Raw genomic sequence first — 13,983 nt, 5'->3', positions numbered from 1 at the left:
CCACGCGTGTAAGAAAAGACCCAGCCTCAATGATCATCCTCAAGAACGTGACCTTGCGTCGCGGCAGCAAAGTATTGCTCGACAAAACCTCAGTTACGCTCAATCCCGGGGAAAAAGTGGGTTTGGTTGGCCGTAACGGTGCAGGAAAATCTTCATTATTTGCAGTCCTCAACGGCACTTTGCACGAGGATAGCGGCGAGTTTTCCATTCCCGCGCAATGGCGCATGTCGCAGGTCGCGCAAGATATGCCGGAAACCGAACAGAGCGCAACGGACTTCGTCGTGGAGGGCGACACCCTCCTGATGGCGGCGCAAGCCGAAGTCGCCGCCTCCGAGGCCAGCGAGGATGGCATGCGCATGGCATATGCCTATACTGCGTTGCACGACGCCGGGGCGCACGATGCGCCGGCTCGCGCGCAGGCGCTTATTTTGGGGCTGGGTTTCAGCGTGGCTGAGCTCGATCGACCCGTGAATAGCTTTTCGGGCGGGTGGCGTATGCGCCTGCAACTGGCGCGCGCGTTGATGTGCCCGTCGGATTTGCTGCTGCTTGACGAGCCCACCAACCACCTGGATTTGGACGCCTTGGTGTGGCTGGAAGCCTGGCTCAAGAATTATGCGGGGACGATGGTGGTGATCAGCCATGATCGTGAGTTCCTCGATGCCGTCACTGGCGTCACGCTACATATCGATCACGGCAAACTGGTGCGCTATGGCGGCAATTACAGCAAGTTCGAGGACATGCGAGCCGAGCAAATGCTGCTGCAACAGGCCGCGCATGCCAAGCAGCTGGAAAAAGCCGCGCATCTGCAGAAATTCATCGACCGCTTCAAGGCAAAAGCCAGCAAGGCCAAGCAGGCACAGAGCCGTGTCAAGGCGCTCGAGCGCATGGAAAAGATCGCACCCGTCCTGGCAGATGCCGAATTCCAGTTCGAATTCAAAGAGCCCTTTAGCCGGCCCAACCCTATGCTGGCCATGTCCGCGACGAGCTGTGGTTACCCGCCGCCGCCAGACACGCCGGATGGCGCAAAGCCCATCGTCATCGTGCAGAATATCAATCGTTCTGTGTTGGCGGGGCAGCGCATCGGTATTCTGGGCGCCAACGGACAGGGCAAATCCACACTCGTGAAAACCATCGCCGGCGCATTGCAGCCGATCGCGGGCGAGATCATTACGGGCAAGGGCTTGAATATCGGCTATTTCTCGCAACAAGAGCTGGATGTCTTGCGGCCTGCCGATAACCCGTTGGAGCACATGATCCGTCTCGTGCGAGACACCCCGGCCAGCGTACGCCCCAGCGCCATGGATTGTCGCGAGCAAGGGCTACGTAATTTTCTGGGGACGTTCAATTTCAGCGGCGATATGGTCAAGCAGCCTGTCGGCAGCATGAGCGGAGGCGAGAAAGCCCGTCTGGTTTTATGCATGATCGTTTGGCAGCGGCCCAATCTGCTGCTGCTCGACGAGCCGACCAACCACCTGGATCTGGCGACCCGCGAGGCACTGGGCGTCGCCTTGAATGAATTCGAAGGCTCCGTGATGCTGGTCAGCCATGATCGTGCGTTGCTGCGTTCCGTTTGCGACGAATTCTGGATGGTGTCGCGTGGCGGCGTGACGGACTTCGACGGGGATCTGGATGATTACCAGGTTTATCTGCTGGAGGAGGCCAAGCGTCAACGAGAAGCAGCCAGCTCGGTACGACCGCGCTAGGCTTTTGTTGTTAATCGCACGTTCGGGCCGGGCCGCTACCTCGTCAGCTGGGCCGGTCGCCTTTTAGCGTGATGCGGTGCATGACACGGCGAAACCCGTGATAGTCATTGATGGGATTGTGCATGGTGCAGCGATTGTCCCAGAACGCGATCGCGTTGGGCGACCAGACAAATCGACAGGTGAATTCCGGCTTGACCTGGTGCTCGAACAGGAACGCGAGCAGCGACGCGCTTTCCTGATCGCTCATGCCTTTGATCCCCGCGGTGTGTGCCACGTTCAGATATAGCGATTTGCGGCCCGTTTCCGGGTGCGTACGCACAATGGGATGCTCGGCGGTATAGTTTTGAGGGGCTTCTTTTTTGCCATCGGACTTGATGCGGTCTTCGCGGGTGCGGGACACGTCTGCCTTGGCAGATGTACTGATGCCTTGCAATCCATCCAGTAGACGTTTCATCGTGTCCGATAGGGTCTCGTAGGCCAGGTATTGATTGGCAAACAGCGTATCGCCACCATAGGGCGGGATCTCGCGCGACAGAAGCATGGAGCCCATTGGGGGCTCTTCCAGATAGGTGGTGTCAGAGTGCCAGATCCCACCGAAATTCGACCGCTCGTCTTCCAGTTTTTTGACTTCGATGATTTGGGGAAACCCATCCAGCCCGTTGACAAAGGGATATTCGATCGGCGTTCCCATGGCGTTGGCGAAGTCCAGAAACTGCTGTTGAGTCAGGTCTTGGTTCCGCAGAAAGATGACCTGATGATCAAGCAGCGCTTGGCGCACAGCGCGGGCTTGCGAGCTGTCGAGCTTCTGGCGCAAGTCGATTCCGCTGATCTCTGCTCCCAATGCGCCTGCAATTTTCCGGGTTTCCATAGTGTCTCCGTATTTGGCGTGCGGGTTCCGAACGACCGCCTGCCATGTGTATGATTGATAGACACAACGATAAATCATACGGAGACAAGATGCGAGTGATCCTGAAAATGGCGAGTTCAGTTGTGGCTGCCGCCTGTATGCTGGGGCCGGCCATCGCCGCCGAGACCTTTCCCGACAAACCTGTCCATCTGGTCGTGCCGCAAGCGCCCGGTGGTGCATCGGATACGCTGGCCCGCATCATGGCACAAGCGTTGGGACAGAAATGGAAACAACCGGTGGTTGTGGAAAATCGGGCAGGCGCTGGCGGCAATATCGGTATGGAATATGTGGTGAACGCCGGCGATGACGGGTACACCTTGTTGATGAGCTATGAGGGTTCGCACGCGATCAATCCGGCGCTGTACAAGAGCCTGCCGTTTGATGTGAAGAAAGACTTCACGCCCGTTGCGACCCTGGCGACCTTGCCATTCGTTGCCGTGACCAGTCCCAAATCCGGCATCAAGAGTCTGCCCGACCTGGTCGAGGCCGCTAAAAAAGGCCGTGTGACTTATGGCTCGGCCGGCAACGGGTCGGTCAATCACCTGCTCGGAGAAATGTTCAATTCCGCCGCCGATGTCAAAATGGCGCACGTACCGTATCGAGGCGCGGCACCGGCGATTCAGGACTTGCTGGGCGGCCAGATCGACGTGGTGTTCACCAGTCTGCCTTCAGTCAAGGGCTATATCGATTCGAAGACGCTGGTGCCGTTGGCCGTGACCAGTGCGAAGCGATCCGCCAACGCTCCCGATATTCCCACGATTGCGGAACAGGGCTATCCCTCATTCGATGTGAACCCTTGGTTTGGATTGTTCACGGCGTCTGGGGTCAGTGCGGACAAGATTCAGTTCATGAACCGCGATATCGGTGCGTTGTTGAATACCCCGGAGATCCAGCAAAAATTCGCGGCGCAAGGCGCTGTCGTATATATCACCGCACCAGAGGATTTTGGCCGGCAGGTCGATGTGGCATTGGCGCGCTGGGCAGAGGTCGTAAAGGCCTCGGGTGCGCGCGTCGAGTGATATGTGAATGATCGGACTGGCATCGGGGTTTGCTGGGTAACGGCGGGTGCGGCTACGGGAAAGTCGAACATAGGAAGAGCGGTGGTCGCTCAGCAGTCCAGCACGACGCGGCCATAGGCGCGCCCCGTGCATGCCAGGATATAGCCTTCTTCGATATGGCTGCTGCTCAGCACGGTGCCCTCGGGCATGCGGATGTCGCCGTCGAGTTTGCGTATCCGGCACGCGCCGCAAATGCCCGCGCGGCATCCGCTGGTGAGCGGGATGCCGTTTTGCTCGGCGGCTTCCAGCACGACGATTCCATCGTCGCAAAGCACTTCCGTGCCACTTTGCTCGAAGATCAGGCGGCACGCTCCCTCTTTGCTGGCGGGCGATATCGTCTGAGGTGCCGGTGTGCCACGGGGTTCATCGCTTCGGGGCGTCGCGACGGGGGCAGGAGCCTTTTGCGCCGTTGGTTTGGCGGGCGCCCCCCCGAAGCTTTCTTGGAAAAATTGCGAGGCCGGCAGGCCCAGGCCGGCAGTGATCCGCTGGGCTTCTTTCATGTAGCCATCAGGTCCGCACACGAACACGTCCCGTTCGCTCAGGTCGGGCGCCAATGTCTGCAACGCCGATTGTCCAAGCCTGCCTGTGGGTCCTACCCAGTCTGTACCTTGGGCCGAAGCCGGCACAATGATGATGCGCGAACTGGGGAGCTGCGTGGCCAGCAAACGCAGCTCGGCGCCGAAAATGACGTCGGCTGGCGTGCGTACGTGGTTGATCATGATGACGTCGCGCGCGTCGCCGGTATCGGCCATCCAGCGCATCATGGACATGATGGGAGTAATGCCACTGCCTGCTGCCAACAGGAGTAAGCGAGAGTTGTCGGATCGCCCCAAGTGGAACTCGCCATGAGGCCCGCTGAGCTTGACTTCCGTGCCTGGGGCCATGTTATCGAACAGCCAGTTGGACATCCACCCCTTGGGCACGCGTTTGACGGTGATCGCCAGTGTTCTGGGGCGCGATGGCGAGGACGAAATGGTGTAGCTGCGGCGTAAGACGCGCTCACCGACGTCGACGTCGATCAACACGAACTGTCCAGGGAGATAGTTGTAGAACGCTACCTCTTCGCTGGCATAGATATAGGTCTTGGTATCGTGAGTCTCTTGGCGCACAGCGAGACAGTATGCAGTTACGGAGCGCTGATCCCACGGCGAGGGGACTCCCGCCGCAACGCTGCTTATCTTCGGTCTTTGTGCCGGAGCGAGCTGCGGCAGGTTATCCTGCGCGGACGCCGTGTTGAGAGGTGTCGGAAGCGATGCGGCGGCGGACTCGCTATTGGCCGGCGTGTTCCCTATGGCGGATTTGCGTTCGCCGTGCCGCAACAGGTCGTCGATTTGGCGCCGATTCTGTTCGCGCGCTGTGTCCGAACCGCTCCGTCCCAGTCTTCCCAGCGCAAGGGTGTTTATGTTCTCGAACTTATCGACAAAGGTCGATAATGCCTGCTTTATTTCAGCCGTGCGCTCCGATCCTGCGTGTTGCAGTACGTCGTCAAGCAGGCGCGCGACGACCTCGACGTCTATCTGTAGCTTGCTGCTGCTGTATTCGGTCCACAACGTCGAGTAACCATGGCGCAGCGCACCCAGGCTTTGTATAGCGTAGTGACTATCGCACCAGCGCGTATCCGACATCAAGTCGTGAAGCCGTTCGATATCGGCGGGAGTGACGTTCTTACGGGTATCTGTCAGGAACGCGAACGTAACGAAGAAAAGGCGGGCTAGAGGGGGAAGATGGAGGGGCGTCATATGTATCTCAACCGAGCATTGCGGGCCATACCAACACGTCGGCATGCGCCGAGTGCACGCGATATCCGGAAATCGTTTCGCCAGTGGCGGGATCTTCTTCTAGCGCCAGCTGTGTGGGCCAAGTGATTTCCAGCCAATCCTCATGGCTTTCGCCGGGTGCGGGGGACAGCGCGGAATCGCCGTCGTGGAGGACATGCGCTGGGATACGCACGGGGACAAGGTGGCCGGCGAGCGCTGCGCAGATATCGCCGGCCGGAAGGCTGCGCTTGGTGATAAGTGCGCCGCGAGTGTAGCGCCTGACCGAGGCCTGACGAGCGAGCTCGGACATGCCGGGCAAAGCGCGCGCGTCGCTTGATGTGGCCAACTGGCAGGCGTTGAGTGCCGCCAGCTTTTCCACCGTCGACACGGGGAGTTCGGCATAGGGAGCATTGGTGTCAGGTACGGTGAGCACCAATTCGTAGCGCGCCGGAGATTCCGCCGTCAACGCCAGGATATCGCCTGACTGGATAATGGTGTCAGTCTGGATCTGGTTACCGTTGATCCAGGCACGACCAGCACCCAGCGGTCCGCCCACGACACGATGGTTCTGTATACGGATAAGAAAATGTAGAGATTCGATCATGTCGTCTTCCAGACACAGGTCGCATTCCGGCGAAGAGCCAATGCGAAGTAGCGCGTCATGGAAGGTATGGCGGGTCTCGGCCCATTCGGCGTAGACACCCTCCCGCGTTGCGTCCTGTTCAGTGCGACGCGTACGCAACGCAACGATGATAGGCGCGCTTGGCACGGCCGACGCATGGCTTGCTTTGGGCAGTTCAGTTGCCGAGATGTCTTTTGTCACGTCGGCGACCAGCCAGTGATGCGCCAGATCAAAGCGATGGACCAGAACGTCATCGCATAGTGATCGGGCGCTTTGAGGCTCGATACGAGATAACGCGAATACGGCGATCGCATAGGACAGAGGGCCACCCTCCGACGCGAGCATGTAAAGCGCGCGCTCGGCATCGCACGTAGCTGCAGCGGCCGCCGTCCCCTCGATGCGCTGGCTCATGCCCGATGCCACGGCCTCGACCAGTGAGGCATCCAGCACATTCTTCCAGACCAAGTCGGACTGCGTCCCTGCAGGCATCATCATGACGTCAACGAGGCGATCCGCGCAGAGGCCGGCGCTCTCGCTTGCCGCGCGCAGCGACGCAGGGTTCGCGCCTACCGCGTGCAGCAGGGCCAGCATGGCCCGGCATAACGAGAGAATGCGCTCGTTTATCACAATGCGCAGCAAGACCATCAATGGCCCTGATAACGATTGGACGGCCGAGGCATGCTGCAGAATTCCAAATTTCAACGCGGTGAGCATACGCATCTGGTCGAGCACATCATCAATGCGCTTTGTCCACATGCCATCGAGGGCGGCGAGGTTTTCCAACACCGATTTATGTTCGAGCTCATCGATCTGAAAACTGGCGCGTAGCGTTGAGACCAGGGAGTCCACTTCCGGCTCGGTTAATACGGCGGCTAGCAAATTGCCTTCTTCCAAGCGCTTGGTCAGCGCTCGCCCCACCAGTTCCGAATAGCTCGCCAGACTCTGTTCTCGTTCGCGCGCGCTGACGACGGAAGGGTCCAGTTCCATCGCGTGGTCGTGTCCCAACGCATCGACGAGGCGTTGATGTTCATCGTTAGTGACCCCCATTTCCGCGCGCAAGTCTTTCAGTATGCTCAGCCCTTCGGCAGATCTGGTTTTGCGCTGTGCAATCATCTCGTCAAGCATGTTCGAGTAGACCTGCACTTTTTGCTCGCGGGTGTAGGCAGGCAGGACCTTGGACAGGACGTAGACCTCGTCAGGTTGCAGATCGTCGATAGTGCGGCCCTCCATGTACCGGGAAACGTCCACATTCAACTTCTTGAGCTGGCCGAGCAAACTGGCGGCCAGACCCTCGCGCCGGTATTTGAACGGCGTGCGATTCACAGCGGTAAAGAGCCACAATGCGCTGAGTGCGACGATCAAAAAATCCACGAAATGCAACGCAGCAGATGGCAGCATCAGCAGATTGGGACGTCCGCCGAACAGGTAGAACGTGTTGATCGAAAGAAATGCCGTAAAGCTCAGACAGTGGTTGATAATCTCAACTTCGGAGACGCGGCGCTTTCGATTTCGGATCCACCGGTAAATTTGCTCCATGACTTTGCCGAGTCCGAGCGACAGCGCGCCGAACAGCAAGAGCGTCAGGGGCGCTGCCACCAGCTTGGGTATCGGTACTGCGTAACCGCCTATGTAATAACCGGGCGCCATCAGGTGGGAAATCTGATCTATCTCTCGGGTCCAGTAACCGGAAAAGTAATAGCCCCAAGAGCCCGCATACAGGTAGTAGTACGTGTAGAAACCCCAGATCAAGCCATAGAAAATGTAGTAGACGTTGCGCTTTGACGGACGCAGCAGTGTTTCCCAGTAAGCCCCTTCCAGGTCAATGTCGCCGCATGGCGCGGTACACCCGACGCACGCGAGTTTGTCGCCGCCTTTGGCAGGCGTGCGGCAACTGGACTGGCCCAGCGATGCGCTCTCCAAATGAGGGGTGCTCTCCAGCAGACCACGAGGCTCCGTATAGATCTTCTGAACGACGTTGACCGGACAGAAGTAGTTGCACCACGTCTTGCCCCCCCACAGCGTACCGACGAGCAGCGCCGCTGCCATGACGGACAAGAGGAAAATCGCCAACCCGAGCCGGTCTCCATTGGCAAAGAGCAGCCGTACCGCGAGGCCCACGCCCAATAGGCCAATTTGCACATACGACGCATTGCGATCGAGCCAGCTTCCTGCTTTGATGCGCGCCACTCGTTTCTCGACTTGGCCGGATGCGCGCTGCACGAACGCCGTTTTGCGCACCAGGCCGAGATAGCGCGGGATCTGAGATAACAACGATAGCGGACAAATACGCCGCCATGCTTCATGGCCGAACACCATGAGGAACAGGGGTACCAGCGGCACCAGCATCGTCCACCAGATTCGCGGTCCCATGGCATAGGCTCGATCATCCGCCGTTACGTGTCCTTGAATGTCCGGCCCCACCCCCTTGGGGATAAAAGGGCTGTCCGACGCAGGGTCGGTCCACTGCGGTGTCAGGGGATCCCAGAACAGAGATAGCACGAGCACCAGCCAGCCCAATAGCAAGATCGCACGCACGATGCGCATGGTGCGTTCCGAGGTTTTTGCAAACATATTCTGTTTCCTAGAGGGGGCTCAGCCGTTTACAACGGCTTCTGGTCTCTGACCTCAGTGAATCGCTCCAGACTTTCGATGATGCGCTTAGTCATATCCACGCCCAAGCCCGCGTCGGTAGCTGTCGGCAGGTCCGTTTCTACCGGCCTGGCGCACAGCCGGTGATGTTCGCGCATGGCGGCGGAAACGGCGAGTCGGAAAACATTGGGTTGAATGGGCTTGATGGCGATTCGGTAGATTTGTGCATAGTTGATCATGCTGATGACCATATCGGAGTCTGCCACGTCGGTCAGTACGACAATGACGATGGACGGTGCATGCAACTTCAGGGCTGTCAACAAGTCCGCAGTGCGTTCACCGTTGACGAAAGTATTGGCGACCACGACGCCGATATTGTGATGTTCGATGATTTGCAAGGCTTCGGTGATGGACGAAGCGCCTAGCACATCGTAGTCGTCGGTAAACATCTCCATGAGATCGTGACGGTCGGTGGCCATGCTTTCGAGCGCAAGAAGTTTGGCTGCCGAAGCCAGTGGCTTGACGCCGCTGATTGGTGCGACGTGATCGGATACGGTCTCGGGGTGGGCAAGGGATGGCGCCGGGGCTCCGCTTGGTTGAGGCGGACTGCGCCGCTTTCTGGACAAGTCTACGCATTCGGCCAGCGTGTTCGTCAGGTCTTCTTTGCGCCAAGGCTTGTTCAGAAACCGATAGACTTCACCGTCATTGACCGCGCCGATGATCGAGACGAGGTCAGAGTAGCCCGTTAGCAGCACCCGGATGGAGTCGGGAGACACCTTGCGGACTTCCGAGAGCAGCTCAATTCCCGTCATTTCGGGCATGCGCTGATCGCTGACCACCACGTCGACATGGCCCGCTGACTGGATGATTCCCAGCGCCTGATGGCCGCTGGTGGCTGTCAGAACACGATACTTGTCCTGGAACATGAGCTTGAGCAGCTTTACGATACGTTCTTCGTCGTCGACGAAAAGGACGGTGGCGATTGGCTTCATGATGGGTTGGCGGCTGGGAAAGGGTTGTGATCGATCGAGTGCGCGGCGTCGGCGCTCGGCGGAAAGGATGTGTTTGATTCTGCATCGGTGGTGCCCGAGTTTTGACGGGTGCGCACAGGCAGGTAAATAGAAAATGTCGTACCGCTGCCTACAACAGACGTGACTTCGATTCGCCCGTCGTGGTTTTTGATGATGCGATAGCAGATGGCTAATCCGACCCCGGAGCCCTCACCCTGGGGCTTGGTCGTGAAATAGAGGTCGAAGATGCGAGGCAGGACATCCTCCGGAATGCCAGGGCCGTTGTCGCGAATGACTATCGCTATCAGGTTGTCGCCAGCCATGCGCGTTGTGATGTCGAGACGGCCTCGCTTGGCCATGGGCTGCATGGCTTGCGCGGCGTTCATGATGATGTTCAGGAAAACCTGGTTGATATGCGAAGGAGAGCCTGTGATACGGGGCACATTGCCGAAATCGGTGTGCACATCGGCTACGTTCTTCAGAGAATACCGGGCGATGTACAGTGAGCTGGTCAGGCCTTCTTCCACCGAAAATTCGGAAAGCTTGCCATGATCAAGACGGCTGAAATTCTTCAGCGACAGGATTAACTTTGATATCTGGTCGATCCCATGAATACCGTCGGCGAGTAACGTCTGGATATCATCTATATAAGCGCGTCGAGCCTCCTGAGGGTCTTCGTCGGTGAGGTGCGCTCGCCGGTCGGCTGCAGGGCCGAGAATATCAGGGACATCAATGATTTGATCGTTTAGAAACTCGAAGGTCGCTTTGACATAGGCGAGCGGCGTGTTTATCTCGTGCACGATGCCAGCCACCATTTGTCCGATTGCAGACATCTTGGCTGCCTGGATGAGCTGGGTTTCGGCTTCCGCCTTGGATATGATGAGCTCGGCGTTGGACTGGCTGAGTGAACGATTGCGGCGCGCACCATGCACGATGACATAGGTAAGCAGCGCGAGACCAATCCCTCCAAGAATGATGGACCATAGCAGCTGCATTTGCTGTTGGTTGGCATTTTCTTGCCGTTGCTTCTCGCGTTCGTTCAGGACCCGTTGTAGTGCCGGCCCAGAGAGTATGTTGCTGAAGGAGTGTGCCGAGAAACTCAAGACATCCGTGCTGCGCAACAACACGTCGACGTGTGATATGAAGAGTGCCAGATCTCCGGCGGCGTCGCCCACGACATTTGCAGCAGCGAGTGCACCAACTTGCTGTCGCAACGCCTGAGCGGCGCCAGGCAGTGGTTGTGCCTGATAGGCAATCATGCCGCTGGTTACGTTACCGACGCGCGTGATCAAATTAGCAGCCCCGCCTGCCACGGCGGCATCATTCGCCCAGAGACTGTCTTCCAGTTGTTTGAGAGCCAAGGGTAGATATGAGGCTGAATTCTGAAGTACGGCGCGGGCCGACTTCATGCGCTCGGCGAGTTGTCGCTTTTCATCCAGATGGGCCAGATAGGCGGCTGCAGCGCTTGTTTGAACTCCCGTCTTTGCAGATCCAGCCAGGCCGGCATGCTGGATCGCTCGGGACAAGGCGTCGTACGCGCTGTTGATGGTATCGTAGTTGCGGTTATAGCCAAAGGCCGCCAACATCACTTGGGCGTTCCATTGGGTCTCCAATTGTTGAACGTCACGGATAGCTTGCAGCGGTGCGTCCGGATTTTCATGCTGCGAAATGGAATTCCAGTAGCACACGCCACAGGCTACCAGCATCAAAATCGCAATGCCGAGTTGTACGTATAGGGTCGGGATGGTTCGAAAAGGCGTCACGGAGGCCCTGCTTATACGAGTGTTCATGGATGCTTGCCGCTCTCGTCCAAAGGCACTCCCCGGTGTGATCCCGTCAAGGTACCGAGGAACTTAACAATGAGCTTCACGTCGTTGTCGTCTAGCGATCTCCCCAACTGATAACGGCCCATTAGCTGCACTGCGAGATCCAGCGTAGGAACCGATCCATCGTTAAAGTAGGGCGGCCGCAATGCAACGTTGCGTAAACTGGGCACTCTGAAGACGAACTTGTCAGCGACGTCGCCGGTGACTTCGAAGCGCCCTTGATCCAGCGATGTCGCGCCGGGATTTTCCCGGAAATATGCCCCTGGCTCTCCGATGATGCCCAGCGGCTGGAACATGTTGCCGCCGACATTCACACCTTGATGGCAGGAGGCGCAACCGTACTGCTTGAACAGCTGGTAGCCGCGCAGCTCATCGAGGGTGATGGCAGTATCGTCGCCCTCCAGATAGCGGTCGAAACGTGAGCCGGGTGTCGTCAGAGTGCGCTCGTAGGCAGCGATACTGTCTTTCACGTTCTCCGCGTTGGCTTCAGCGCCATAGGCGGAATCGAATAGAGCGCGTAGCGCGGGATCGGTATTCAGGCGTTCTAAGACAGTCTTCCAGTCCGAGTTCATCACACTTTTGTCATAAATCGCCGATTCAATCTGGTCTTCTAGCGTGGCTGCACGGCCATCCCAGAGTTGAACAAAATTGTTCGATACATTGAAGATTGACGGCGTACGGCGTCGACCAGGATGACCCGGCGTGCCGATGGATTTGGGCCTGCCATCTGAGCCGCCGAGGTGTTTCATGTCATGGCAGCTGGCGCAAGATTGATCCATATTTCCGGATAGCAGCGTGCTGTTGAACAGTTTTTCCCCCAGCTCGACGATGGGCATATCGGCCGGGGAAATAGGCTCTGCAACGATGGGGCTAATGGGTTCGGACAGTTGAGAAGCCGCGCAGGCGCTCGCAATCAAAAATAAGACCGCAGTTCCAAATGAGCCACGAACACTGCCATGCAATCTGAACAGGCGCACACTGATCCTTCTCGAGTTTTGATGCACAGTAGGGGAGGGAGCCGCTGTGCTACGACATATGCCGCAACATACAGAGAGAGTGAGTCTGGTTGATGCGTGCGTCGCAGCTTACCGTTGTGTGCTGAGCGCGTAGCGACGTTTCGACGCAGTCATGAGCGCATACGCGAAGTATTTTGGTGAGCTGTCTGAGGTTCGATCGAAAGGGTGCGCACAGACCCCTCTTCGATATATACGGAACGATCCAGCTTCGGTCACATTGAAGATAAAGAATAGGGAATTACATAGCGTCGGCGCGGCCTGGGACGACGCTACTGTTGATTATTCTTGAATTAATAAGCCAATTTTGGCCTATTTATTCATTGGAGATGGAGAGCCATCATGCTTCCTATAGTTCAGATGTCGTTCGCTCCCGTCGCGTTACGCAGAGCGTGTCGATCCTTCTACTGGAGGTATCCATGGCAGGTAACTCTGCATCCACCCATTTGAAAATCGTGATTGGCGAGGCCGTCATCGCGTCGTCTGCAGCAACACTCAGCACGGCAGCGCTGGAAGTGCCGGTATGGGCCATGTTCGTAGGTTGGATTTCTTTTTTCACGCGCGGCGTGAACTTGAAGCAAGGCGCGATCAATCTGGCTTGCGTGTTGATAGGCTTGGCCCTGGGTATTGGTGCCGCACATGCAATGGCCGTACTCACTCCACTGCTGGGCGGCTACGCAATCAGTGCCGTCGTTTTCGCGGTCACCGGCGTTGCCCTCTCGTTGGCAAAGGTGCCCGTGTTCAACAATCTGCTGGGTTTCTTTCTCGGCTTGGTTGCCTATTTCGCCTCGCATCAGCCGCCGTCGATATCGGCATTCACCATGCTGACCGTGGCAGCCACTCTTGGGGCGACAGCAGCCTTTCTCGCGCATGCACTGCAAAAACGCATCCACCAGAGTGCAGGTCAACCGAAATTCGTTCCTTAGGAAGGCGGCATGCAAATCTCTCATCCCACTGCCCCAGTTTCTGCCGAAGATCCGTCGCCATCTGCCGAGCGATTGTTGTTTCCCGCACTGGGTTCGCTCTACAGCCGCGCAGAACCTGCGCTGTACGCATTACTGCGGGTGGTCTTTGGCATCGTGATGTTCACGCATGGGCTGCCCAAGGCCCTGGGTACCTCTCATGGATCCATGACTGATCCGATGGCGGGCTCCATCAACCTCATCCAGAACGTAATGGGGCTGCCGTTTGCGCCGCAATTGGCGTTTCTCGTCATGTTGCTTGAGACGGTCGGTGCGGTGATGCTGGCCATCGGGCTATGGGCACGCCTTGTAGCATTGGCCATCGCCGTGCAGATGGCCGGAATCAGCTATGCGCTGGGACCTACCTGGCCATGGATAGACCGTGGCATAGAGTTTCCCATACTGATGTTGTTTCTAGCGCTGTATATTGCAGTACGTGGCAGTGGCGATTTTGCCGTGGATCGCAAGCTCAAGGTTTCAATTTGAATCGTGTGACATTCGGCTTGCGGCTGGTCAGGGTCATGCGAGTGGCTTGG

10 protein-coding genes are annotated in these 13,983 nt (G+C 57.7%); 4 read left to right on the top strand and 6 right to left on the bottom strand.

Translation table 11 applies throughout. From position 1 onward, the window contains the following. The first annotated feature begins 29 nt into the window (after positions 1-29). Positions 30-1,703 (top strand): ABC-F family ATP-binding cassette domain-containing protein, encoded by a 1,674-nt coding sequence (locus ACYVIT_RS20970; protein ID WP_415804414.1) that lies wholly within the window; start codon positions 30-32, stop codon positions 1,701-1,703. Between the two features lie 43 nt (positions 1,704-1,746). Here ACYVIT_RS20970 and ACYVIT_RS20965 read toward each other — a convergent pair whose 3' ends face one another. Beyond that, on the bottom strand, positions 1,747-2,571 hold the full coding sequence (locus ACYVIT_RS20965) for a TauD/TfdA dioxygenase family protein (RefSeq protein WP_415804413.1): 825 nt from the start codon (positions 2,569-2,571) through the stop codon (positions 1,747-1,749). Positions 2,572-2,660: 89 nt separating this feature from the next. On the opposite strand from ACYVIT_RS20965, the gene ACYVIT_RS20960 reads away from it, so the two are divergent. Then, entirely contained in the window at positions 2,661-3,629 is a 969-nt protein-coding gene (locus tag ACYVIT_RS20960; RefSeq protein WP_415804412.1) for a Bug family tripartite tricarboxylate transporter substrate binding protein, read from the top strand. Between the two features lie 89 nt (positions 3,630-3,718). Here ACYVIT_RS20960 and ACYVIT_RS20955 read toward each other — a convergent pair whose 3' ends face one another. The 5 genes from ACYVIT_RS20955 to ACYVIT_RS20935 all read right to left on the bottom strand — a co-directional run bounded on the left by ACYVIT_RS20955 (position 3,719) and on the right by ACYVIT_RS20935 (position 12,449). Beyond that, positions 3,719-5,407 (bottom strand): FAD-binding oxidoreductase, encoded by a 1,689-nt coding sequence (locus tag ACYVIT_RS20955; protein ID WP_415804411.1) that lies wholly within the window; start codon positions 5,405-5,407, stop codon positions 3,719-3,721. Positions 5,408-5,414: 7 nt separating this feature from the next. Continuing rightward, on the bottom strand, positions 5,415-8,618 hold the full coding sequence (locus ACYVIT_RS20950) for an FHA domain-containing protein (RefSeq protein ID WP_415804410.1): 3,204 nt from the start codon (positions 8,616-8,618) through the stop codon (positions 5,415-5,417). A gap of 29 nt (positions 8,619-8,647) precedes the next feature. Continuing rightward, entirely contained in the window at positions 8,648-9,628 is a 981-nt protein-coding gene (locus tag ACYVIT_RS20945) for a response regulator (protein WP_415804409.1), read from the bottom strand. After that, positions 9,625-11,352: a DAHL domain-containing protein gene (locus ACYVIT_RS20940; RefSeq protein WP_415804407.1), complete on the bottom strand. Its 1,728-nt coding sequence runs from the start codon at positions 11,350-11,352 to the stop codon at positions 9,625-9,627. Before ACYVIT_RS20940 ends, ACYVIT_RS20945 begins: the two co-directional genes overlap by 4 nt. 80 nt (positions 11,353-11,432) lie before the next feature. After that, positions 11,433-12,449, bottom strand: coding sequence for a cytochrome-c peroxidase (locus ACYVIT_RS20935; protein ID WP_415804406.1), 1,017 nt, complete (start codon positions 12,447-12,449; stop codon positions 11,433-11,435). Between the two features lie 455 nt (positions 12,450-12,904). On the opposite strand from ACYVIT_RS20935, the gene ACYVIT_RS20930 reads away from it, so the two are divergent. Continuing rightward, positions 12,905-13,411 (top strand): DUF1097 domain-containing protein, encoded by a 507-nt coding sequence (locus tag ACYVIT_RS20930; protein WP_415804405.1) that lies wholly within the window; start codon positions 12,905-12,907, stop codon positions 13,409-13,411. 9 nt (positions 13,412-13,420) lie between these two features. Beyond that, positions 13,421-13,933, top strand: coding sequence for a DoxX family protein (locus ACYVIT_RS20925; protein ID WP_415804404.1), 513 nt, complete (start codon positions 13,421-13,423; stop codon positions 13,931-13,933). Positions 13,934-13,983 lie beyond the last annotated feature (50 nt).

The organism is Bordetella muralis, assembly GCF_054781015.1.
The sequence above is the reverse complement of the archived record's forward strand: the minus strand, read 5'-3'. Positions and strand labels throughout refer to the sequence as shown.

Coding starts and splice junctions, on each gene's coding strand:
- ACYVIT_RS20960 (WP_415804412.1), top strand. CDS start 2,661: ATGCGAGTGATCCTGAAAATGGCGAGTTCAGTTGTGGCTGCCGCCTGT.
- ACYVIT_RS20940 (WP_415804407.1), bottom strand. CDS start 11,352: ATGCTGGTAGCCTGTGGCGTGTGCTACTGGAATTCCATTTCGCAGCAT.
- ACYVIT_RS20945 (WP_415804409.1), bottom strand. CDS start 9,628: ATGAAGCCAATCGCCACCGTCCTTTTCGTCGACGACGAAGAACGTATC.
- ACYVIT_RS20930 (WP_415804405.1), top strand. CDS start 12,905: ATGGCAGGTAACTCTGCATCCACCCATTTGAAAATCGTGATTGGCGAG.
- ACYVIT_RS20970 (WP_415804414.1), top strand. CDS start 30: ATGATCATCCTCAAGAACGTGACCTTGCGTCGCGGCAGCAAAGTATTG.
- ACYVIT_RS20965 (WP_415804413.1), bottom strand. CDS start 2,571: ATGGAAACCCGGAAAATTGCAGGCGCATTGGGAGCAGAGATCAGCGGA.
- ACYVIT_RS20950 (WP_415804410.1), bottom strand. CDS start 8,618: ATGTTTGCAAAAACCTCGGAACGCACCATGCGCATCGTGCGTGCGATC.
- ACYVIT_RS20955 (WP_415804411.1), bottom strand. CDS start 5,407: ATGACGCCCCTCCATCTTCCCCCTCTAGCCCGCCTTTTCTTCGTTACG.
- ACYVIT_RS20925 (WP_415804404.1), top strand. CDS start 13,421: ATGCAAATCTCTCATCCCACTGCCCCAGTTTCTGCCGAAGATCCGTCG.